Raw genomic sequence first — 23,466 nt, 5'->3', positions numbered from 1 at the left:
GGTGTATGCTCAATCCAGTCAACAGGCGTAAGGATGGCTTATGAAAATAGTAATCGCACCGGACTCGTACAAGGAGAGTTTGAGTGCTCTTGAGGTGGCGACGGCAATCGAGCAGGGGTTTCGCGAGATTTTCCCCGACGCGCACTACGTCAAACTGCCCGTTGCCGACGGCGGCGAAGGGACGGTGGAGGCGATGGTCGCAGCCACACAGGGCGGTATTATCAAGGTGCGGGTCACGGGCCCCTTAGGCGAAAACGTGGAAGGGTTCTACGGGTTATCCGGCGACGAGCAGAGCGCATTCATTGAAATGGCGGCAGCGAGCGGCCTGGAGATGGTGGCACCTTCCTTACGCAATCCGTTAAAAACCACTTCATGGGGGACAGGCGAACTGATTCGCCACGCCCTCGATGCAGGCGTTAAACACATCATCATCGGTATCGGCGGCAGCGCCACCAACGACGGCGGAGCCGGAATGGTGCAGGCACTCGGTGCGAAGCTACTGGATGCCGAAGATAATCCTATTGGCATGGGCGGCGGCGAGCTTGAGAAGCTGGCGCGGATTGATATCAGCGAGCTGGATACCCGCCTGGCTAACTGTCGCATTGAAGTGGCCTGCGACGTAACCAATCCGCTGACGGGCAAAGAAGGGGCATCGGCGGTGTTTGGCCCGCAAAAAGGGGCGACGCCGGAGATGATCGCCCGGCTCGATGATTCTCTGGCCCATTACGCGAAAATTATCGCCCGCGACCTGGACATCGACGTCCTCAATCTGGAAGGTGGCGGGGCGGCTGGCGGGATGGGCGCAGCGCTTTATGCGTTTTGCGGCGCAGAGTTGCGTCAGGGCATTGAGATTGTCACCGATGCGCTGCATCTGGATAACCACGTCGCCGATGCTGACCTGGTGATCACCGGCGAAGGACGCATCGACAGCCAGACGATCCATGGCAAAGTTCCCGTCGGCGTGGCGAAAGTCGCCAAACGTTACAACAAGCCGGTAATTGGAATTGCGGGCAGCCTGACGGCGGATGTCGGCGTGGTACATGAGCACGGTATCGACGCGGTATTCAGCGTAATTTACACCGTCTGTACGCTGGAAGAGGCGCTGAAAAATGCAGAAGAGAATGTGCGGATGGCAGCGCGGAATATTGCTGCAGTGTTGAAAATGGGCATGAGCGCGTAGTTTTTCCTGGCCCTCTCTCACACGGAGAGGGCCGGGCAGAAGGGGCTAAATAAGAAAACTACCCCCCTAATACTTTCCTCGCTTCCCGCGTCACATTATCCATCTCATCCAGCAACTCGAGAAACTCCGGCTCCAGCTCAGATTCCGTTGTGCCCGAGCGCAGCTGCTGTTCCAGCAAATGACAAAGGCTTTTCAGACGCGGAACCCCGCTGTAGCTACAGCTACCGTGCAGTTTATGGATCGCTTCGAGGAGATCGTCCGGGTGTTCCCCGACCAGCTGTTCTTCCACTTTGTTACGGATTTCAGGCAGGAACGCGACCAGCATTTGCAGCATTTCGCGTGCCAGATCGGGTTTCCCGGCCGCCTGACGCAGCGCCAGCTGCCAGTCGAGGGTGGCGTTCGGGTTTACGCTGAACTCTGCCGGTTCTGGCGTCGCTAAAGACACTCCGGTCGCGAAGCCCGGTTTATAGCGCAGCAGCAGGCTGTGCAGCTTCTCTTCATCGATCGGTTTAGCCAGATAATCATTCATTCCGGCGCTGAGCAGTTTCTCTTTTTGCCCGGCCATGGCGTGCGCGGTTACCGCGATCACCGGCGTCTGCTGCTGATGCGGCAACTGGCGAATCAGCTCACAGGCGCGGATGCCGTCCATGCCCGGCATCTGAATATCCATCAGGATCAGATCGAACTGCATCTGTTTGGCCTGTTCAACCGCCTGCGGGCCGCTGGTGCAAAGCTCAACGTGATGCACCTGATCCTCCAGCAATACGCCGATGAGTTTCAGGTTAGCCGGATTGTCATCCACCGCCATCACGCTCATGGGCAGCTTGTGATCGTCACTCGAGACAGGGATCGCCTGATGATTAATGCGGCAATATTCCGTCAGCGCAGGCAGCAGGCGCGTGGCGGTAAGGGGCTTTAACAGACAGGCGGCGGCACCGTCATTTTTCAGCTCTTCCGCGTTAAGCTGCGCGTGGCACGGCAAAGCCAGGAGCAGGTAATCGGTCATCGATGCGGCCTTCGCCAGCCGCTCCTGCTGCATGGTCAGCTCACCGGTGAACGTCACGGGAATGCCCATCAGCAGAATATCGTAATGGTCGACTGCCAGCGCCGAGAACGTCGGGCTGTAAATCACCTCCAGCGGCGTGGTGCTGAGCACATCCAACGTGCTCTGCGCGGCTGCGGCGTTGGGTTCGATATAGGCCAGACGCTTACCGCGCAGGCAATCCGTCATTGGTCCGTCCGTCACCACGTTCGGGTTCAGATCGAGATTAATATGGAACCAGAAGGTCGAGCCGCGATTCGGCTGGCTGTGGAAGGAGATATCGCCTCCCATTTCTTTCACCAGTTTCTGGGTGATCACCAGCCCCAGACCTGTCCCGCCGTGGCGACGAGAGATGCTGGCATCAGCCTGCCGGAACGCCTGGAACAGTCGCGACTGATCGCGCTCGGGAATACCAATGCCCGTATCGCGTATCTGCACCTCGATCTGCACTTTGTTATTGCTTATCGCCCGGCGCTCAACCAGCACATCGATGTTGCCGCTCTCGGTAAACTTGATCGCGTTGCCCACCAGGTTAGTGATCACCTGCTGCAGGCGCAGAGGATCGCCGATGACGTTATCCGGCACGTCGTTTTTGATGTTCAGCGTTAGCTCAAGCCCTTTGTCGTGGGAGGAGTGGGCCAACAGAGTGACCACCTCATCCAGCGTGCTGCGCAGCGGGAAGGGGATACTTTCGAGGATGAGTTTGCCCGCCTCCAGCTTGGAGAAGTCGAGAACATCGTTGATGATCGCCAGCAGGTTATTGGCGGAACGCTCGATGGTGTGCAGGTGATCGCGCTGAGTCGGATTAAGCTCCGATTTGAGCGTCAGGCGGGTGAAGCCAATCACCCCGTTCAGCGGCGTACGCAGCTCGTGGGACATATTCGCCAGGAACTCCGATTTGATACGCGCCGCTTCCTGGGCGCGTTTCTTCGCCAGATCCAGCTCGACGTTCTGGATCTCCATCTGCTCTAAGGTTTCGCGCAGATCGGAGGTCGCCTGGTCGACATTGTGCTGCATCTCTTCGTGATAGGCCGCCAGCGACATTGCCATTGAGTTAATGCCGTTTTTCAGCATATCCAGCTCGCCGAGCATAAACCCTTCGACGCGGCTATCGAGCTGCCCGCGACGGATACGGTCGACGGTGTTCACCATATTGCGAATCGGGCTGGTGACGTCACGCATCAATCGCCAGCCGAAAATCAGCGCAATGCCGATACAGAACAGCATCATGACGCTGGAGATGAAAATTTCTTTGTACTGTTGCAGGCGCACTGACTTGAGATCCAACTCCAGCGCCACATATCCCAGTATATTATTACTGGCCTTGGCATCTGATATGGCCGATTCATCAGGTGAATAGCTTTCCGAGATAATGGGCGTACGCAGGATCATAATGTCGCCGCGTCGCACCACGCTCAGATGGCGCGGGAAAGGCGTACCGTCGGGGATTTTAAGCTCGCCGGGATCGAGATGAAAATTCGACGTGACAAACAGCCGGTTATTCTCGTCATAGACCGAAATGGCGCGCACGATTTCTGAATGCCGCCGATGCAAAACGCTGATTAACTGGCCGAGGGAATCACGGTTTTGCAGGTTCATGACGTATTCGCTGGAGACGGCCAACGGTTCGATGATGCTGGCTCCCGCATCTTCCAATTGACGCTGCAAGTCATTGTAACGGTGCACAACGAAGAAGATGCTCAGCAGCAAACCGATTAAAACGGTCGGGGCGAGGATCAAAATCATCATGCGCGCGCGCAGGCTGTAGTTGGTCATGGAGTTCCGTTATGGGACAATTAGAGTCATTATGTTTATTTGAGAAAATTCTCGGCAATGGCGCAATTCTACTCTGCAAAGCGACGCGTGACGACGCGTCAGATCATAACTGTTGATGTCACCGACCTTGACCCCTTCGGCCAGGGCGTTGCGCGTCATAATGGTAAGACGGTGTTTATCCCCGGATTATTACCCACTGAGCGTGCCGAAGTCACCCTGACGGAAGACAAGAACAAGTTTGCTCGCGGCAAAGTGAAGCGTCGCCTTAATGATAGCGCGGAACGCACTGTGCCCCGCTGCCCGCATTTTGGCGTGTGCGGCGGCTGTCAGCAGCAGCATGCCAGCGTTGCCCTGCAACAGCGCAGCAAAAGCATCGCGCTGGCACGCCTTATCAAGCATGACGTGAACGACATCATCGCCGGCGAGCCGTGGGGCTACCGCCGTCGCGCTCGTCTGAGCCTAAACTATCAACCGAAAACGCAAAAGCTGGAGATGGGTTTTCGCAAGAGCAGCGCCAGTGACATTGTCGACGTAAATCAGTGCCCCGTTTTGGTGCCCCGTCTTGAAGCATTGCTTCCGGACCTGCGCAACTGCCTGTCTGATCTACAGGGCGTGCGTTCGCTGGGGCATGTGGAACTGGTACTGGCCGATAACGGCCCGCTGATGGTGCTGCGTCACACTGCGCCACTTTCTGCCAAAGACCGCGAAAAACTGGAACGCTTTTCGCATTCTCACGAGCTGGCGCTTTTTCTTGCGCCACAAAGCGAGATACTTGAGCAGGTTACAGGTGAAGCTCCCTGGTATCTGTCGGACGGGCTACGCTTAACGTTCAGTCCGCGCGACTTCATTCAGGTAAACGACGGCGTAAATCAGCAGATGGTCGCCACCGCAATCGCGTGGCTGGATGTTCAGCCCGGTGACCGGGTACTGGATCTGTTTTGCGGGATGGGGAATTTCACCCTTCCGCTGGCAAAACGGGCGGCCAGCGTTGTCGGTGTAGAAGGCGTCGAGGCGCTGGTGGCAAAAGGGCAGGAAAATGCGCAGCGCAACGCGTTGCACAATGTGACATTTTTTCATGAAAATCTGGAAGAAGATGTCACCCGGCAGCCGTGGGCAAAGCACGGTTTCGATAAAATCCTGCTCGATCCGGCTCGCGCCGGTGCGCCTGGCGTAATGCAGCATATAATTAAACTCGCGCCAAAACGGGTGGTCTATGTTTCCTGTAACCCGGCCACGCTCGCCCGCGACAGCGAGGCTTTATTGGGCGCGGGTTACCAGATTCAGCGTCTGGCAATGCTGGACATGTTCCCGCACACTGGGCATCTGGAATCAATGGTGTTGTTCGAGCAGAACTAACGAATTTCGGCTTGTCGAATTCGACAGGCCCTTGTCCCTAAAGGAGAGGACGATGGTTGCGGTAAGAAGTGCACATCTCAATAAAGCTGGTGAGTTTGACCCACAAAAATGGATCGCAAGTCTGGGGATTTCCAGCCAGCAGTCGTGTGAACGCTTAACCGAAACCTGGGCCTATTGTCTGCGCACAACGCAGGGACATGCCGATGCCGAACTGCTGTTGTGGCGCGGCATTGAGATGGTCGAAATCCTCTCCATGCTCAACATGGATCTCGAAACGCTGCAGGCCGCGCTGCTCTTCCCGCTGGCAGATGCCGAAGTGGTGAGCGAAGACGTGCTGCGTGACAGCGTCGGTAAACCGGTTGTGGCGCTTATTCACGGCGTGCGCGATATGGCCGCCATCCGTCAGCTGAAAGCCGCTCAGACAGATTCCGTCTCCTCGGAACAGGTAGATAACGTTCGTCGCATGCTGCTCGCGATGGTGGATGATTTCCGCTGCGTGGTGATTAAGCTTGCCGAGCGCATCGCACACCTGCGTGAAGTGAAAGACGCGCCGGAAGATGAACGCGTGCTGGCAGCGAAAGAGTGTACCAATATCTACGCGCCCCTCGCGAACCGCTTAGGTATCGGCCAGCTGAAATGGGAGCTTGAAGATTACTGCTTCCGTTATCTGCACCCGGCAGAATACAAACGCATTGCCAAACTGCTGCACGAACGCCGTATCGATCGTGAACACTATATCGACGAGTTCGTGGGCGGATTGCGCCAGTCGATGAAAGAAGAGAATGTGCGGGCGGAGGTCTATGGTCGTCCGAAGCACATCTACAGCATCTGGCGCAAAATGCAGAAAAAACATCTCGCTTTTGACGAGTTGTTCGACGTGCGCGCAGTGCGCATCGTTGCCGATCGCCTGCAGGACTGCTACGCCGCGCTGGGGATAGTGCATACTCACTTCCGCCATCTGCCGGATGAATTCGACGACTACGTGGCGAACCCGAAACCGAACGGTTACCAGTCGATTCATACGGTAGTGCTCGGGCCGGGCGGTAAAACGGTCGAGATTCAGATTCGTACCAAACAGATGCATGAAGACGCCGAGCTGGGCGTCGCGGCGCACTGGAAATACAAAGAAGGCCCATCCAGCGGAACGCGCACTGGCCATGAAGACCGCATTGCATGGCTGCGTAAGCTGATTGCGTGGCAGGAAGAGATGGCCGACTCCGGCGAAATGCTCGACGAAGTGCGCAGCCAGGTCTTCGACGATCGGGTCTACGTCTTTACGCCAAAAGGCGACGTTGTCGATCTGCCTGCCGGGTCTACTCCCCTCGATTTTGCCTACCACATCCACAGCGACGTGGGGCATCGCTGCATCGGCGCGAAGATCGGCGGGCGCATCGTGCCCTTTACCTATCAGCTGCAGATGGGCGATCAGATTGAAATCATCACCCAGAAACAGCCAAACCCGAGCCGCGACTGGCTGAACCCGAACCTGGGGTATGTCACCACCAGCCGTGGACGCTCCAAAATTCACGCGTGGTTCCGTAAACAGGATCGCGACAAGAATATCCTGGCGGGTCGCCAGATCCTCGATGATGAGCTTGAGCATTTAGGCATTAGCATCAAAGAGGCGGAAAAACACCTGCTGCCGCGCTACAACTTCAATGAGCTTGATGAGCTGCTGGCAGCCATTGGCGGGGGCGATATTCGCCTCAACCAGATGGTGAACTTCCTGCAGTCTCAGTTTAACAAACCGAGCGCGGAAGAGCAGGATGCGGCGGCACTGAAGCAGCTTCAGCAGAAAACCTATACTCCGCAGCATCGCAGCAAAGACAATGGCCGCGTGGTAGTGGAGGGCGTCGGTAATCTGATGCACCACATCGCTCGCTGCTGCCAGCCAATACCTGGCGATGATATCGTGGGCTTTATCACTCAGGGGCGCGGGATCTCCATTCACCGCTCCGACTGCGAACAGCTGGCAGAACTGCAATCTCACGCACCAGAACGTATTGTGGATGCGGTGTGGGGCGAAAGCTATTCCGCGGGTTACTCGCTGGTGGTGCGTGTCACCGCCAACGATCGCAGCGGTTTGCTGCGCGATATCACTACCATCCTCGCCAACGAAAAGGTTAATGTCCTTGGCGTCGCCAGCCGCAGCGATACCCGTGAGCAGCTTGCGACTATCGATATGACTATCGAAATCTACAACCTGCAGGTGCTGGGGCGCGTGCTTGGCAAGCTGAATCAGGTGCCGGATGTGATTGACGCTCGACGTCTGCACGGCGGGTAAATTTACTCTTTGTTGGCCGGGTAACGCTTTGCTGTTAACCGGCTATCTTTACTTATCATGGATGTAAAAATGAACCAACTCGACCGCCTGCTCGGCATTATGAAACGTCTGCGTGACCCGGAAAACGGCTGTCCGTGGGACAAAGAGCAGACCTTCGCCACCATCGCCCCTTACACCCTCGAAGAAACCTATGAAGTGCTGGACGCTATCTCGCGCGAAGATTTTGACGATCTGCGCGGTGAACTGGGTGATCTCCTTTTCCAGGTGGTGTTTTATGCGCAGATGGCGCAGGAAGAGGGGCGCTTTGATTTTAATGATATCTGTGCCGCCATTAGCGACAAACTCGAACGTCGCCACCCGCATATTTTTGGCAACGCCACCGCTGGTAACAGCGAAGAAGTGCTGGTCCGTTGGGAGCAGATCAAAAGCGCTGAACGCGCTGAAAAAGCACAACACTCCGCGCTGGACGATATCCCATTAAGTCTGCCGTCCCTGATGCGTGCGCATAAAATTCAGAAGCGTTGTTCCGCCGTGGGCTTTGACTGGACCTCTCTTGGCCCGGTGCTCGACAAAGTGTACGAAGAGATCGACGAAGTGATGGATGAAGCTAAGCAGGCGGTGGTGGATGAAGCCCGCCTTGAAGAGGAGATGGGCGATCTGCTGTTTGCCACGGTCAACCTCTCGCGCCATTTGGGCGTCAAAGCCGAAACGGCGCTGCAAAAAGCCAACCTCAAATTCGAACGTCGCTTCCGCGAAGTCGAGCGGATTGTTGCGGCACGAGGCCTGGAAATGACCGGCGTGGACCTCGATTTGATGGAAGAGGTGTGGCAGGAAGTAAAACGCCAGGAACATGATCTCTAACGGATTTTTGCGATCAAGCGCAATTTGTGTGATTTTTTAAATGACAAGCGCTTGATTTGCGTCAAAAACATTTACCCAAAAGGGGCTATTTTCTCACTCCCTATGTTTGTCAAAGCCTGAGACAGGAGACGGAGAATGAAAGTTTGTGGCGCTCGCCGTGTTCGGGTATACTACTTTCCCGTCTTGGTTATTCCATCGTTCCAACCTAACTTCTCAGGTTCAGCATGACAACGAACTATATTTTTGTGACCGGCGGGGTTGTATCCTCTCTGGGTAAAGGCATTGCCGCAGCCTCTCTCGCGGCCATTCTTGAAGCCCGTGGCCTCAATGTGACTATGATGAAACTGGATCCGTACATCAACGTCGATCCAGGCACCATGAGCCCAATCCAGCACGGCGAAGTGTTCGTTACCGAAGACGGCGCTGAAACCGATTTGGACTTAGGTCACTACGAGCGCTTCATCCGTACTAAAATGAGTCGCCGCAACAACTTCACCACGGGTCGTATCTACTCTGACGTTCTGCGTAAAGAACGCCGTGGCGATTACTTAGGCGCAACCGTTCAGGTTATCCCGCATATCACCAACGCTATCAAAGAGCGCATCATCGCAGGTGGCGAAGGTCACGACGTTGTGCTGGTTGAAATTGGCGGTACCGTGGGTGATATCGAATCCCTGCCATTCCTGGAAGCGATTCGTCAGCTGGCGGTTGATATTGGTCGTGAACACGCGCTGTTCATGCACCTGACGCTGGTGCCATACATGGCGGCAGCCGGTGAAGTGAAAACCAAACCGACGCAGCACTCCGTGAAAGAATTGCTCTCTATCGGTATCCAGCCTGATATCCTGATCTGCCGCTCCGATCGTGCCGTTCCGGCCAACGAGCGCGCGAAAATTGCATTGTTCTGTAACGTCGCTGAAAAGGCTGTGATTTCTCTGAAAGACGTCGATTCCATTTATAAAATCCCGGGCCTGTTGAAATCACAGGGTCTGGACGATTATATTTGTAAACGATTCAGCTTGAACTGTCCGGAAGCTAATCTGTCAGAATGGGAACAGGTTATCTACGAAGAAGCTAATCCGGCAGGCGAAGTGACTATCGGTATGGTCGGCAAGTATATTGAACTGCCGGATGCCTATAAGTCAGTGATTGAAGCGCTGAAACACGGTGGTCTGAAGAACCGCGTAACCGTTAACATCAAGCTGATTGATTCGCAGGATGTTGAAACCCGCGGTGTCGAAATTCTGAAAGATCTGGATGCTATTCTGATCCCTGGCGGCTTCGGCTACCGCGGTGTTGAAGGCAAGATCGCTACCGCACGCTTTGCGCGTGAAAACAATATTCCTTACCTCGGCATTTGCCTGGGTATGCAGGTTGCGTTGATCGAGTTCGCTCGTAACGTAGTCGGGATGGAAAACGCGAACTCTACGGAATTTGTGCCAGACTGTAAGTACCCTGTTGTGGCGCTTATTACAGAATGGCGTGATGAAGACGGCAACGTCGAAGTCCGTACTGAGAAGAGCGATCTGGGTGGCACGATGCGTCTTGGCGCTCAGGCTTGCCAGGTGTCTGACGATAGTCTGGTTCGCAAAATGTATGGTGCGCCAACCATCACTGAACGCCATCGTCACCGCTACGAAGTCAACAATATGCTGTTGAAACAAATCGAAGCTGCGGGTCTGCGTATCGCGGGCCGCTCCGGGGATGATCAGTTAGTCGAGATCATTGAGGTGCCAAACCATCCGTGGTTCGTCGCCTGTCAATTCCACCCGGAATTTACTTCAACGCCGCGTGACGGACATCCGCTGTTTGCAGGCTTTGTGAAAGCCGCGAGCGAATACCAGAAGCGTCAGGCGAAGTAAAAAAAGTTAGAACGGCAACGCGTACCATCGGTACGCGTTGTTTGTCTGGAGTTTTAGTTTAACTTGTACTGAGGAAAATCTAATGTCCAAAATCGTTAAAGTCATCGGTCGTGAAATCATCGACTCCCGTGGTAACCCGACCGTTGAAGCCGAAGTTCACCTGGAAGGTGGTTTCGTCGGTATGGCAGCTGCTCCGTCAGGTGCTTCTACTGGTTCCCGCGAAGCGCTGGAACTGCGCGATGGCGACAAATCCCGTTTCCTGGGTAAAGGCGTAACCAAAGCTGTTGGCGCGGTTAACGGTCCTATCGCTCAGGCAATCCTTGGCAAAGACGCCAAAGACCAGGCTGGCATCGATAAAATCATGATCGACCTGGACGGTACTGAAAACAAATCTAACTTCGGTGCGAACGCAATCCTGGCTGTGTCTCTGGCTAACGCCAAAGCGGCTGCAGCGTCTAAAGGTCAGCCGCTGTATGAGCACATCGCTGAACTGAACGGCACCCCAGGCAAATACTCCATGCCAGTTCCGATGATGAACATCATCAACGGTGGTGAGCACGCGGACAACAACGTTGATATTCAGGAATTCATGATTCAGCCAGTTGGCGCGAAATCCCTGAAAGAAGCGGTTCGTATGGGTTCTGAAGTGTTCCATAACCTGGCTAAAGTTCTGAAAGCTAAAGGTATGAACACTGCTGTTGGTGACGAAGGTGGCTACGCGCCTAACCTGGGTTCTAACGCAGAAGCTCTGGCTGTTATCGCTGAAGCAGTAAAAGCAGCGGGCTACGAGCTGGGCACCGACATCACCCTGGCGATGGACTGTGCAGCATCTGAATTCTACAAAGACGGTAAATACGTTCTGGCTGGCGAAGGCAACAAAGCATTCTCCTCCGAAGAGTTCACTCACTTCCTGGAAGACCTGACCAAACAGTACCCAATCGTCTCTATCGAAGACGGTCTGGACGAATCTGACTGGGATGGTTTCGCATACCAGACTAAAGTTCTGGGCGACAAAATCCAGCTGGTTGGTGACGATCTGTTCGTAACCAACACCAAGATCCTGAAAGAAGGTATCGACAAAGGCATCGTTAACTCCATCCTGATCAAATTCAACCAGATCGGTTCTCTGACCGAAACTCTGGCTGCGATCAAAATGGCGAAAGACGCTGGCTACACTGCCGTTATCTCTCACCGTTCAGGCGAAACTGAAGACGCTACCATCGCTGACCTGGCTGTTGGTACCGCTGCAGGCCAGATCAAAACAGGTTCTATGAGCCGTTCTGATCGCGTAGCTAAATACAACCAGCTGATTCGTATCGAAGAAGCACTGGGCGAAAAAGCTCCGTACAACGGTCGTAAAGAGATCAAAGGTCAGTAATCTACTGAGCTTTCACTCTTAAGAAAAAACCCGCTTCGGCGGGTTTTTTTATGTCTGATTTACAGCAGTAAGGGGAGGGTGGCACTGGCCGTCTGCTGACTGACATCGCCATAGTGATCGTCAAGGGTAATCAGACTGGTTGCCAGCAGTTCCACCAGCAGCATCACACCCACTTTGGCATTTAACGCCCCGGCACTCAGCGGCCCTTCCGGTTTCGCTGCCACCAGCAGCATTTCGCTTATCGATGCCAGCGGGCTGCGCGGCGTGTTGCTTAGCGCCAGCACTTTAGCTCCACGCTTACGCGCCAGCTTTACCACATGCAGTAAGTCACGCGTCGAACCAGAACTTGAAATCGCCACCACCAGATCGTCCTGAGTGAGCGTCGTCGCGTTCATTGACGCCCGATGCATATCGCTGAACAGTTGCACCGGTTTCCCCAGCCGCAATAATTTGTAGTGCAGATAATCTCCGATAATGGCGCTGGCCGCGACGCCATAAATGTAGACTGAACGCGACTGATGCAGCGCCTGCGCCGCCTTCAGCAGTACCTCTCTGTCGAGCAACTGGGCGGTATCGCGCAGCGCCTGCACCGACTCTTCCACCACCTCATCGATCTCATCGCCTTTTCTGGCAGGTGCCTGGATCCGCTGTACATCCAGCGCCAGCGCCATTTTGAATTCCGTATATCCCTTACAGCCCAGCGCGCGGCATAAGCGCGTCACGCTCGCCTCACTGGTTTCACTTTCGCGCGCCAGTTCGGTGATCGTCAGATAAAGCACTTTCGCGGGATCGTTTAAGACGAACTCTCCCAGTTTTTGCTGAGTGGGGCTGTATCCCGAGACGCTCTGGCGCAGCCTCAGCAGCAGATTTTCATTTTCTGACATGCAAGATCCTTAATGCGTTTCTCTGGGGCTAGTGTGGCGGAAAGCGGGGGAGAGATGCCAGTCATTTTAAAAAAGTATGATCCGCTTCCCGATCTTTGGTGATAATTTTCGGTTTATATAATTTATGTGGTAAAAATTTTCATCATTACTCGGGGGAAGTGAAAATATGATGCAGATGTTTAGTGGTGCCTCTTCAGGGGCGTGGTTTGAAAAGGCGCAGCGGTTCGGTAAATCGTTCATGCTGCCGATAGCGGTATTGCCCGCGGCGGGCTTGCTGCTGGGAATTGGCGGGGCGTTGTCCAACCCCAATACGCTGACGGCATATCCGTTCCTGGATGTCGGCTGGCTTCAGGCCATCTTTACCATCATGAGTAGCGCCGGATCGATTGTCTTTGCCAACCTCTCGGTGCTGTTTGCGGTGGGTGTTGCGGTCGGGCTGGCGAAAACGGATAAAGGCACCGCCGGGCTTGCGGCGCTGCTCGCATTCCTGGTGATGAATGCCACCATCAATGCGCTGCTGATCCTCACCGGCACGCTGGCCCATGAAAATCCCGGCGCGGTGGGGCAGGGGATGACGCTCGGGATCCAGACGCTGGAAACCGGCGTCTTTGGCGGCGTGGTGATTGGCCTGGTGACCTGCACGCTACACCATCGCTTTAATAAAATCGCTCTGCCGCAGTTCCTCGGCTTCTTCGGCGGCTCTCGCTTTGTGCCGATTATTAGTTCGCTGGCGGCGATTGTGGTCGGTGCGCTGATGACGGTTGTGTGGCCTCATTTCCAGAAAATGATATTTGGTCTGGGCGGGTTGGTGGACGCGACGGGTTATCTCGGCACGTTTTTGTACGGTTTTATCCTGCGCATGCTCGGCCCGTTTGGTCTGCACCATATCTTCTATCTGCCGTTCTGGACAACCGCACTGGGCGGGAGCGAAATCGTCAATGGCCAACTGGTGGAAGGCACGCAGCGCATCTTCTTTGCGCAGCTCGCCGATCCGAATACCCAGCAGTTTTATATCGGCACCTCGCGCTTCATGTCCGGGCGCTTTATTACCATGATGTTCGGCCTGCTGGGTGCCTGTCTGGCGATGTACCACACGGCTAAACCGGAGAACAAAAAGCGCGTGGCCGGGCTGCTGCTCTCGGCGGCGTTGACCTCCTTCCTGACCGGGATCACCGAGCCGATTGAGTTCTCATTCCTGTTTGTCGCGCCGGTGTTATACGTCATCCATGCCTTCTTTGATGGGCTGGCGTTTATGATCGCCCATATTCTGCACATCACCATTGGGCAGACCTTCTCGGGCGGTTTTATCGATTTCATCCTGTTTGGCGTTCTGCAGGGCGAAGCCAAAACCCACTGGATGTACGTCCCGCTGGTCGGCGTTCCGTGGTTCTTCCTTTACTACTTCACCTTCCGTTACCTGATAAACCGTTTCCGGTTCGCCACGCCTGGCCGTGAGAAAGAGGCCGTGGTTGAGAGTGAGCTTCCACAAAGCGAACGCGCAGCGGCGGTGATTGCAGGATTAGGCGGTCGGGAAAATCTGGAAGAGGTGGACTGCTGCGCCACACGTCTGCGCGTCACCGTGAAGGACGGCGGTAAGGTCAACGAAGCGGCGCTAAAAGCGACCGGCGCGCGCGGGGTGATTGTACGCGGAAACGGCGTTCAGGTGATTTACGGTCCGCACGTCACCATCATTAAAAACGAAGTCGAAGAGAGTTTAGCGTAATGAAAACGATACTGGATGTATTGAAAGGCAAATTGATCGTCTCCTGTCAGGCACTGGAAAATGAACCGCTGCACAGCCCGTTTATCATGTCTCGCATGGCGCTGGCGGCGGCGCAGGGTGGGGCGGTCGCTATTCGTGCCAACAGCGTGGTGGATATCGCGGCAATTCAGGCGAGTGTCTCTTTACCGGTGATAGGCATCATTAAGCGTGATTATCCGGACAGTGAGGTGTTTATCACCGCCACCATGAAAGAGATCGACGAACTGATGACGGTGACACCGGAAATTATCGCCCTCGACGCCACCGCGCGCCCGCGTCCGAACGGAGAGACGCTGGCCGATCTCGTCGCACAGATTCGTGCGCGTTATCCCTCTCTGCTGCTGATGGCGGATATCGCCACCGTTGCCGAGGCCAAAACGGCGCAGGATTTGGGCTTCGACTGCGTGGGCACCACCCTTCACGGCTACACGGCGCAGACGGCAGGTCAGTCTCTGCCGGATAATGACTGCGCCTTTTTACGCGACGTCCTTGCGGCAGTGACGGTGCCGGTGGTGGCCGAAGGGAATGTCGACACGCCAGAACGGGCCGCACGATGCCTGGCCCTGGGCGCGCATACCGTGGTGGTAGGTGGTGCAATCACCCGTCCTCAGCAGATTACGGCGCGCTTTGTGGCGGCGATTGAGGCGTAAAGCACCGATCGGGCATGATACTTAGGCGGGGATCTGCGATACTTAACGTTTATCCCCTTAACTGAGATGACTATGCAGTACCCGATTAACGAGATGTTCCAGACCCTGCAAGGCGAGGGTTACTTCACCGGCGTTCCTGCTATTTTTATTCGTTTACAGGGATGCCCGGTCGGCTGTGCCTGGTGTGATACCAAACATACGTGGGATAAACTCGCAGATCGGGAAGTGTCGCTGTTTAGTATTCTGGCAAAAACCAAAGAGAGCGATAAATGGGGTGCCGGGAGTGCCGAAGATCTGCTGGCGATCATTGGCCGTCAGGGTTGGACCGCGCGCCACATCGTGATTACCGGTGGTGAACCCTGCATCCACGATTTAATGCCGCTCACGGAGCTGCTGGAGAAGAACGGCTACAGCTGCCAGATCGAAACCAGCGGTACCCATGAAGTCAGATGCTCGCACTCGACCTGGGTGACCGTATCGCCCAAAGTGAATATGCGCGGTGGATATGACGTGCTCTCTCAGGCGCTTGAGCGCGCGGATGAGATTAAACACCCGGTAGGGCGCGTGCGTGACATTGAAGCGCTGGATGAACTGCTGGCGACGTTGACGGATGAAAAGCAGCGCATTATCGCCCTGCAGCCAATCAGTCAGAAAGAGGACGCCACCCGGCTATGCATCGAAACCTGTATCGCGCGCAACTGGCGTTTGTCGATGCAAACGCATAAGTATCTGAATATTGCCTGATATAAAAAAGCCCGGATATCCGGGCTTTTTTGTCTTATTCGCCGCGATAAACGCAGCCCGCTGTACAGGTCTCTTTGATCATCACCGAGCTTAGCAGGGGGACCAGCGGCTTCATCTGATCCCAGATCCATTTCGCCAGCACTTCGCTGGTTGGATTTTCAAGCCCCGGAATATCGTTCAGGTAGTAGTGATCCAGACGATCGTAGGTCGGCTTGAAGGCGGCTTTCAGCTCGGAAAAGTCCATGATCCAGCCAGTATGCGGATCGACTTCACCGGTAATTTCAAGACGCACCATGAACGAGTGTCCGTGCAGACGACCGCATTTATGTCCCTCAGGAACGTGCGGCAGGCGATGGGCGGCTTCGAAGATGAAATCTTTAAACAGTGTGGTGGACATCATGTGCTCTCAGTAATACGAATGCGGAAAAAACCGCCGCATAGTACCGGAAAGACCCTTTTTTAGCATTAACTAAAACGGCCCTTGTCCCGGATGAGAGATTTTCTCATCGCTTATGCACATTAAATTTAAGAAATTCAGTGGCTTGCTTTATCGGTTTTAATGTTAAGAACCATGACTAAAAGCGGTTAGTTCTTTTGGTTATTTATTATTTCCATCCCTTCTTTAATTGTTATTATCCCCGCCGTTAACCTTATCTCTAGTTTGGTCTTTTTGCATAAATTCCGCTTTGCTACTGGAACATAACAACGCATGACAACACAGGCCCCACCTTCGAATTTGCTTCCCCTGAACCCGGAGCAACTGGCGCGCCTCCAGGCGGCCACCACCGATTTTTCACCTGTTCAGCTTGCCTGGGTCTCCGGCTATTTCTGGGGGATGCTCAATCAACAACCTGGGGCTGTTGTCACCGCAGCGCCTGCCGCCGTTGAAATCCCGGCGATTACACTTATCTCTGCCTCGCAGACCGGCAACGCCCGGCGCGTGGCGGAAGCACTGCGCGACGATCTGCTGGCCGCCCAACTGAACGTGAACCTGGTCAACGCCGGGGATTATAAATTCAAACAAATCGCGTCAGAAAAACTGTTGGTTGTGGTTGCCTCCACGCAGGGCGAAGGCGAACCGGCCGAAGAAGCGGTCGCGTTGCATAAATTCCTGTTCTCGAAAAAAGCGCCAAAACTCGATGGCACCGCATTCGCCGTCTTTGGCCTTGGCGATACCTCGTATGAGTTCTTCTGCCAGTCCGGCAAAGATTTTGACAATAAGCTCGCGGAACTGGGCGCTGAGCGCCTGCTGGATCGCGTCGACGCTGACGTTGAATACCAGCCTGCCGCCGCTGAATGGCGCGCACGCATTGTGGAAGTGCTGAAAGCTCGCGTGCCGAAAGACTCCCCGGCGCAGGCCGTTGCAACGGCATCGGGTGCGGTTAACCAGGTACTGACCAGCCCTTATACCAAAGAAGAACCGCTGACGGCGAGCCTGTCTGTTAACCAGAAAATCACCGGCCGCGACTCCGAAAAAGATGTGCGCCACATCGAAATCGATCTGGGTGATTCCGGTTTACGCTACCAGCCCGGCGATGCGCTCGGCGTCTGGTATCAGAACGATCCGCTGCTGGTCAAAGAGCTGGTGGAGCTGCTGTGGCTGAAAGGCACTGAAACTGTCACCGTGGACGGCAAATCCCTGCCGCTCTCCGAGGCGCTGCAGTGGCACTTTGAACTGACGGTCAATACCGCCAATATCGTTGAGAACTACGCCACGCTGACGCGCAGCGAAACCCTGCTGCCATTAGTGGGCGATAAAGCCAAACTGCAGCAGTACGCCGCGACCACGCCGATTGTGGATATGGTACGTTTCGCGCCCGCGCAGCTGGATGCAGAGGCGCTCATCGGCCTGCTGCGTCCGCTGACGCCGCGCCTCTACTCGATCGCCTCGTCACAGGCCGAAGTGGAAAGCGAAGTGCACATCACCGTCGGCGCGGTACGTTATGAAATCGAAGGCCGCGCCCGCGCGGGTGGGGCATCCAGTTTCCTCGCCGATCGCGTGGAAGAAGAGGGCGAAGTGCGTGTGTTCATCGAGCACAACGACAACTTCCGCCTCCCGGCCAACCCGGAAACGCCGGTGATCATGATTGGTCCTGGCACCGGCATCGCCCCGTTCCGCGCCTTCCTTCAGCAGCGCGCGGCAGATGAAGCCCCAGGCAAAAACTGGCTGTTCTTCGGCAATCCGCACTTTACCGAAGATTTCCTTTACCAGGTTGAGTGGCAACGCTACGTCAAAGAGGGCGTGCTGAACCGTATCGATCTGGCCTGGTCCCGTGACCAGCAACAAAAAATATACGTACAAGACAAACTGCGCGAACAGGGCGCAGAGCTGTGGCGCTGGATCAATGACGGTGCCCACCTTTATGTCTGTGGCGACGCAAATCGCATGGCGAAAGACGTCGAGCAGGCTTTGCTGGAAGTGATTGCCGAATTCGGTGGTATGGATGCCGAAACGGCGGACGAATTTTTAAGTGAGCTGCGCGTAGAGCGCCGTTATCAGCGAGATGTCTACTAATGAGCGAAAAACACCCTGGCCCACTGGTGGTCGAAGGCAAACTGACGGACGCCGAGCGCATGAAGGTAGAGAGCAACTACCTGCGCGGCACCATTGCCGAAGATTTAAATGACGGTCTGACCGGCGGTTTCAACGGCGACAACTTCCTGCTGATCCGCTTCCACGGCATGTACCAGCAGGACGACCGCGATATTCGCGCCGAACGTGCTGAGCAAAAGCTGGAGCCGCGTCACGCGATGCTGCTGCGCTGTCGTCTGCCGGGTGGGGTGATCACCACCCAACAGTGGCAGGCGATTGATAAATTTGCTCATGACAACACGATCTACGGCAGCATTCGTCTGACCAACCGTCAGACCTTCCAGTTCCACGGCATTCTGAAGAAGAATGTGAAGCCGGTTCACCAGATGCTGCACTCCGTGGGCCTGGACGCGCTGGCGACCGCCAACGACATGAACCGTAACGTGCTTTGCACCTCGAACCCGTTCGAGTCTGAGCTGCATGCGGAAGCTTACGAATGGGCGAAAAAGATCTCAGAGCATCTGCTGCCGCGCACCCGTGCCTATGCAGAGATCTGGCTCGATCAGGAAAAGGTCGCGACCACTGACGAGGAGCCGATCCTCGGCCAGACCTATCTGCCACGTAAATTCAAAACGACCGTGGTGATCCCGCCGCAGAACGATATCGATCTTCACGCCAACGACATGAACTTCGTGGCGATTGCCGAGAACGGAAAACTGGTGGGCTTTAACCTGCTGGTGGGCGGTGGTCTGTCGATTGAGCACGGCAACAAGAAAACCTACGCCCGCACGGCGAGCGAGTTTGGTTATCTGCCGCTGGAGCACACCCTGGCGGTGGCGGAAGCGGTAGTCACGACCCAGCGCGACTGGGGCAACCGTACGGATCGTAAAAACGCGAAGACCAAATACACCCTTGAGCGCGTCGGCGTTGAGACGTTTAAAGCGGAAGTGGAGCGTCGCGCAGGGATCAAATTTGAGCCAATCCGCCCGTATGAGTTCACCGGTCGCGGCGATCGCATCGGCTGGGTAAAAGGCATCGACAATAAATGGCACCTGACGCTGTTTATCGAGAATGGCCGTATTCTGGATTATCCAGGCCGTCCGCTGAAAACCGGTTTGCTGGAAATTGCTAAGATCCATAAAGGCGAGTTCCGCATCACCGCGAACCAGAACCTGATCATTGCCGGCGTGCCGGAAAGTCAGAAAGCGAAGATCGAGAAGCTGGCGCGCGAGCATACGCTGATGGATGCGGTTAAACCGCAGCGTGAAAACTCTATGGCCTGCGTCTCCTTCCCGACCTGTCCGCTGGCGATGGCTGAGGCCGAACGCTTCCTGCCCTCTTTCACCGACAAAGTGGAAGCGGTGCTGGAGAAACACGGCATCGGCGACGAACACATTGTGATGCGAGTGACGGGCTGCCCGAACGGCTGTGGCCGCGCGATGCTGGCGGAGCTGGGGCTGGTGGGTAAAGCGCCGGGCCGCTACAACGTCCATCTTGGCGGGAATCGCAGCGGGACGCGCATTCCCCGTATGTATCGCGAAAACATTACCGAGCCGGAAATTCTCGATTCCATCGATGAACTGGTCGGACGCTGGGCGAAAGAGCGCGAAGCGGGTGAAGGCTTCGGCGACTTTACCGTACGCGCGGGCATTATTCGCCCGGTGCTCGATCCAGCGCGAGATTTCTGGGAGTAATCCTGATCGCCCGGTGGCGCGCGCCTGATAAGCGAAGCGCCATGAGGCAAGGCAAACAGTGAGGAACTTATGTCCAGACTCGATCTAAACGCCCTTAACGATCTGCCCAAAGTGGAACGTATCCTGGCGCTGGCGGAAACGAACGCCATGCTTGAAAAACGCGATGCGCAGGGCCGTGTCGCGTGGGCGCTGGAAAATTTGCCGGGCGACTATGTGCTCTCGTCGAGCTTTGGCATTCAGGCGGCGGTGAGTTTGCATCTGGTGAATCAGATCCGCCCGGACATTCCGGTGATCCTCACCGATACCGGCTATCTGTTTCCGGAAACCTATCAGTTTATTGATGAGCTGACGGATAAACTCCAGCTGAATCTTAAGGTCTATCGCGCGGAGCAGAGCGCAGCGTGGCAGGAAGCGCGCTACGGCAAACTGTGGGAGCAAGGTGTTGAGGGCATTGAGAAATACAATGAGATCAACAAAGTCGAGCCGATGAACCGGGCGCTCAGTGAGCTGAATGCGAAAACCTGGTTTGCCGGCCTGCGCCGCGAGCAGTCCGGCAGCCGGGCCAGTCTGCCGGTACTTGGGATCCAGCGCGGCGTATTTAAAGTCCTGCCGATTATCGACTGGGATAACCGCACCGTTTATCAGTATCTGCAGCAGCACGGGCTGAAATACCATCCCCTGTGGGATCAGGGCTACCTGTCGGTGGGCGACACCCACACCACCCGCAAATGGGAGCCAGGAATGGCGGAAGAAGAGACGCGATTCTTTGGGCTTAAGCGTGAGTGCGGGTTGCACGAAGGCTGATTCACCGGTCCGCTGTCATATGCCTCTGCTTGTCACGAGCAGGGGCTTTTTTTATTGCGAGACGCATTCCGTAAAGGATGACTGCGTGCAGAGGAGACGTCAGAATCCTTATAAATAGGTGCTGAGGGGGATTGTTACTGACTTATTTCTCCACGCAGACGTCTGATATCACGTTGCGGTGCCTCGCCAAACTCCCTGCTGTACTCGCGGCTAAACGGGGACGCACTCTCATAGCCCACTTTTACCGCCGCCCCCCTTATGCCTGAAACATAAAAAAACCCGCTCAAGGCGGGTTTTTTTATCACGTTAACTTATCTGCTCAGGCTGATGCCGTCATCGCTGTCGTAAGTATTCGTGTCATTATCAGCTATTACAGCGTGATAACGTTGGCAGCTGCAGGACCTTTGGCACCATTCTCAATTGAGAACTCAACCTTCTGCCCTTCATCTAGTGTTTTGTAATCGTTGCTCTGGATAGCAGAAAAATGTACGAAGACATCTTTGCTACCATCTTCTGGCGAAATGAAGCCGAAGCCTTTTTCAGAGTTAAACCATTTTACTAAACCAGTCATTTTATTAGACATATTTACTTCCTTAAATTTTCTTGAGCCACACATGGTGGCAAACATGGCCTGCTTGCAGATGAGGACTTATTGGGCACTTAGGAGGAGGCTCATGCAGAAGAGTATCTAAGGAACACGCTTGAAATGAGGACTGCTTTACTAAAACTGCTTTCATAAGGTCTGTATGCCAAACCGATGACGCATAGTGGTCTGATATGACTTGATAAGCAAGATTATTTTTGTCAGCAATCTGTTGGGGAAATTTACAATTCAACGGGGCAGTCATCTTAAAAGCCCTGACCATTGCAGCCAGGGCTTTTAAGATACTACAGACTTCTGATTTAACATTAATGGGCTTAATAAAGTGATACTGCTATTTATACTGCTTTCAAATATACCCGTTCACTACAGATAATATTTGGCATTAATACTAAAAAATCTCCCACTATTTATTGTACCAATCTACCCAAAACGTCCGCTGCACGTCCTGAAACATTCGACACGTTTAATGGCTTAAGTAGGGGCGGTTTTCGTGCTTCGAGCGCCAGCAACTCTTTCTCTTCATCGTAACGGCTTGTGATCGTCCAGCAGCGGTAAATGACTCTTTTCACACATAACATCCTCGGGAGAGTGTATGAAGGCTGTTAATCCATCAAAGTTATTGCTGAGGCACAAAAGTCAGCAACCAGGTGAATCGAAGATACGGTTGCAGAATTGATTTTTTAGATAGGCAGGAAACAAAAAGCCCGTACATCACATGGACTCTTTCTTCAATGCCTCGACTATTCCGTCCAGCTTTTTTGGGGGCAGTATATGACCACTTGCCCCCATTCTTTCGCTTTCCGTTTACGCTTTACCCGCTTTCGTCAACTCTTTCACCAGCGGCAGCATCACTTTCACCACGTCACGGCTGCGGTGCTCAATGCGCTGAGGCAGCACTTTATCAATGTGCTGCTGGTTATCCAGTCTCACATCGTGCCAACTGGTGCCATCCGGGAAGGCTTTCGATTTAGCGCGCTGCTGATAGCCGTTTTTGTCCCCTAAGTTCCAGTTCGTCGCCTCGACGTACAGCACGGGAATGCCTGCTTTATCAAATACTTCGCCGTCGCTACAGCAGCCGGTGCCTTTTGGGTAAGCCGGATTGCGCCCGGGATTGACTGCCGCCAGAATACCGTGGCTGCGGGCAATGGCCAGCGCGCGGTCGCGCGTCAGTTTGCGTACAGAGTTGGGGGTGCTTTTGCCGCTGTTGAAATAGAGCTTATCGCCGACGATCAGATTATCGAGATTGATCACCAGCAGGGTATTTTTCTTTTCCGCCGCGCTCATGCGGTTGAGCAGGTTCTCCGCCCCGAGTTTGCCTTCCTCTTCGCCGCTGGTGGCGACAAAGCGGATCCCGTACTGGGTCGGAACATCTTTCATGCGTTCGGCCAGCTCCAGCATCACGCCAAGGCCTGCCGCATTATCGTCGATACCCTGAAGGGTCAGGCCGCCGAGATTATTATCAATGTCCGCATCGCTCTGGGGGGCGAAGGTATCGAGATGCGCCATAATAATAATTTGCTGCGCCGATTTGCCTTCGTGGGCCGCGATAACCGTACTGCCGGTCACGTTGTGCCAGTTTTTGCTGTTATTGCGCGACGTAAAAATGTAGCGGCTGTGGAAGGCCCGAATGTCGTTCTGGTAGCCCATCTGTGCAAACTGCTGGCGCAGATAGTCTGCCGACAGCATCTCTGCAGGCGTGCCTGTCATTCGTCCTGGAAATACCGTGGCAATATGGCGCGCCTGAGTGGATGCGATTTCACCCAAAGGTTGAGTGGTTGCCTGAGCCGGGAGGATACAGCAAACGCCGATCGCCAGGGCAGCGATACGGTGGCGCATTGCGCAAAACATAGTGAGTCCTTAAAAAATCGAACAAAATTTTAACCTGCCTAGTATGAAACTGTGACGGCGCTTACACAATTTCATTTGCTCTTAAATGCCCGTTATTTCGCAGGTTAAGCACTTTTTGATATTAGCTTTCTCAACTCGTTATTCCATTGAGTAACTACTCATTCCAATTCGTAATTTCATTCACTCTAAGCCGCCCCCTATAGT

17 protein-coding genes and 1 pseudogene are annotated in these 23,466 nt (G+C 54.7%); 12 read left to right on the top strand and 6 right to left on the bottom strand.

What is annotated here, in order from left to right:
• Positions 1-40: 40 nt before the first annotated feature.
• On the top strand, positions 41-1,180 hold the full coding sequence (locus tag ACB496_RS17615; protein WP_371973161.1) for a glycerate kinase: 1,140 nt from the start codon (positions 41-43) through the stop codon (positions 1,178-1,180).
• 58 nt (positions 1,181-1,238) lie between these two features.
• On the opposite strand, the gene barA is transcribed toward ACB496_RS17615, so the two are convergent.
• Positions 1,239-3,998, bottom strand: coding sequence for a two-component sensor histidine kinase BarA (gene barA, locus ACB496_RS17610; protein ID WP_371973160.1), 2,760 nt, complete (start codon positions 3,996-3,998; stop codon positions 1,239-1,241).
• 57 nt (positions 3,999-4,055) lie between these two features.
• On the opposite strand from barA, the gene rlmD reads away from it, so the two are divergent.
• The 5 genes from rlmD to eno all read left to right on the top strand — a co-directional run bounded on the left by rlmD (position 4,056) and on the right by eno (position 11,739).
• Complete coding sequence (gene rlmD / locus ACB496_RS17605; protein ID WP_371973159.1) at positions 4,056-5,354, top strand: 23S rRNA (uracil(1939)-C(5))-methyltransferase RlmD; 1,299 nt, start codon at positions 4,056-4,058, stop codon at positions 5,352-5,354.
• 52 nt (positions 5,355-5,406) lie between these two features.
• On the top strand, positions 5,407-7,638 hold the full coding sequence (gene relA, locus ACB496_RS17600) for a GTP diphosphokinase (protein ID WP_102104651.1): 2,232 nt from the start codon (positions 5,407-5,409) through the stop codon (positions 7,636-7,638).
• A 69-nt stretch (positions 7,639-7,707) separates the two neighbouring features.
• The gene (gene mazG / locus ACB496_RS17595; RefSeq protein ID WP_371973158.1) at positions 7,708-8,499 is read left to right on the top strand and encodes a nucleoside triphosphate pyrophosphohydrolase; all 792 of its coding nucleotides are present in this window, start codon (positions 7,708-7,710) and stop codon (positions 8,497-8,499) included.
• 224 nt (positions 8,500-8,723) lie between these two features.
• Positions 8,724-10,361 (top strand): glutamine hydrolyzing CTP synthase, encoded by a 1,638-nt coding sequence (gene pyrG / locus ACB496_RS17590; protein ID WP_095283160.1) that lies wholly within the window; start codon positions 8,724-8,726, stop codon positions 10,359-10,361.
• An 82-nt stretch (positions 10,362-10,443) separates the two neighbouring features.
• Positions 10,444-11,739 (top strand): phosphopyruvate hydratase, encoded by a 1,296-nt coding sequence (gene eno, locus ACB496_RS17585; protein ID WP_100779120.1) that lies wholly within the window; start codon positions 10,444-10,446, stop codon positions 11,737-11,739.
• 59 nt (positions 11,740-11,798) lie between these two features.
• On the opposite strand, the gene ACB496_RS17580 is transcribed toward eno, so the two are convergent.
• Entirely contained in the window at positions 11,799-12,623 is an 825-nt protein-coding gene (locus ACB496_RS17580) for a MurR/RpiR family transcriptional regulator (RefSeq protein WP_107702933.1), read from the bottom strand.
• 166 nt (positions 12,624-12,789) lie between these two features.
• Between ACB496_RS17580 and ACB496_RS17575 the strand changes: the two genes are divergently transcribed.
• From ACB496_RS17575 to queE, 3 genes are all read left to right on the top strand, one after another.
• On the top strand, positions 12,790-14,346 hold the full coding sequence (locus ACB496_RS17575; RefSeq protein ID WP_371973157.1) for a PTS transporter subunit EIIC: 1,557 nt from the start codon (positions 12,790-12,792) through the stop codon (positions 14,344-14,346).
• A complete protein-coding gene (locus ACB496_RS17570) occupies positions 14,346-15,035 on the top strand; it encodes an N-acetylmannosamine-6-phosphate 2-epimerase (RefSeq protein WP_102105452.1) in 690 nt (229 codons plus the stop codon). The genes ACB496_RS17575 and ACB496_RS17570 overlap by 1 nt, the downstream gene beginning before the upstream one ends.
• Before the next feature lie 72 nt (positions 15,036-15,107).
• Positions 15,108-15,779 carry a 7-carboxy-7-deazaguanine synthase QueE gene (queE, locus tag ACB496_RS17565; protein ID WP_102105451.1) on the top strand — a complete coding sequence of 224 codons (672 nt, stop codon included), beginning with the start codon at positions 15,108-15,110 and terminating at the stop codon, positions 15,777-15,779.
• 34 nt (positions 15,780-15,813) lie between these two features.
• On the opposite strand, the gene queD is transcribed toward queE, so the two are convergent.
• Complete coding sequence (gene queD / locus ACB496_RS17560; RefSeq protein WP_181826777.1) at positions 15,814-16,179, bottom strand: 6-carboxytetrahydropterin synthase QueD; 366 nt, start codon at positions 16,177-16,179, stop codon at positions 15,814-15,816.
• 309 nt (positions 16,180-16,488) lie between these two features.
• Between queD and cysJ the strand changes: the two genes are divergently transcribed.
• From cysJ to cysH, 3 genes are all read left to right on the top strand, one after another.
• Positions 16,489-18,294: an NADPH-dependent assimilatory sulfite reductase flavoprotein subunit gene (gene cysJ / locus ACB496_RS17555; RefSeq protein WP_194512079.1), complete on the top strand. Its 1,806-nt coding sequence runs from the start codon at positions 16,489-16,491 to the stop codon at positions 18,292-18,294.
• Positions 18,294-20,006, top strand: a complete 1,713-nt coding sequence (gene cysI, locus ACB496_RS17550) for an assimilatory sulfite reductase (NADPH) hemoprotein subunit (protein WP_123428672.1) — start codon at positions 18,294-18,296, stop codon at positions 20,004-20,006. Before cysJ ends, cysI begins: the two co-directional genes overlap by 1 nt.
• A gap of 69 nt (positions 20,007-20,075) precedes the next feature.
• A complete protein-coding gene (gene cysH, locus ACB496_RS17545; RefSeq protein WP_100779128.1) occupies positions 20,076-20,810 on the top strand; it encodes a phosphoadenosine phosphosulfate reductase in 735 nt (244 codons plus the stop codon).
• Between the two features lie 134 nt (positions 20,811-20,944).
• On the opposite strand, the pseudogene ACB496_RS17540 reads toward cysH, so the two are convergent.
• From ACB496_RS17540 to ACB496_RS17530, 3 genes and pseudogenes are all read right to left on the bottom strand, one after another.
• A pseudogene (locus ACB496_RS17540) lies at positions 20,945-21,061 on the bottom strand (AraC family transcriptional regulator); the annotation flags it as partial.
• Positions 21,062-21,180: 119 nt separating this feature from the next.
• On the bottom strand, positions 21,181-21,393 hold the full coding sequence (cspG, locus tag ACB496_RS17535; protein WP_100779129.1) for a cold shock protein CspG: 213 nt from the start codon (positions 21,391-21,393) through the stop codon (positions 21,181-21,183).
• Positions 21,394-22,218: 825 nt separating this feature from the next.
• Complete coding sequence (locus ACB496_RS17530; RefSeq protein ID WP_100779130.1) at positions 22,219-23,262, bottom strand: aminopeptidase; 1,044 nt, start codon at positions 23,260-23,262, stop codon at positions 22,219-22,221.
• Between the last annotated feature and the right edge of the window lie 204 nt (positions 23,263-23,466).

Origin of the sequence: Lelliottia nimipressuralis, assembly GCF_041464075.1 — a bacterium.
In the GTDB taxonomy this organism is placed as follows: domain Bacteria; phylum Pseudomonadota; class Gammaproteobacteria; order Enterobacterales; family Enterobacteriaceae; genus Enterobacter; species Enterobacter nimipressuralis.
This window is presented reverse-complemented; position numbering and strand designations above follow the sequence as displayed.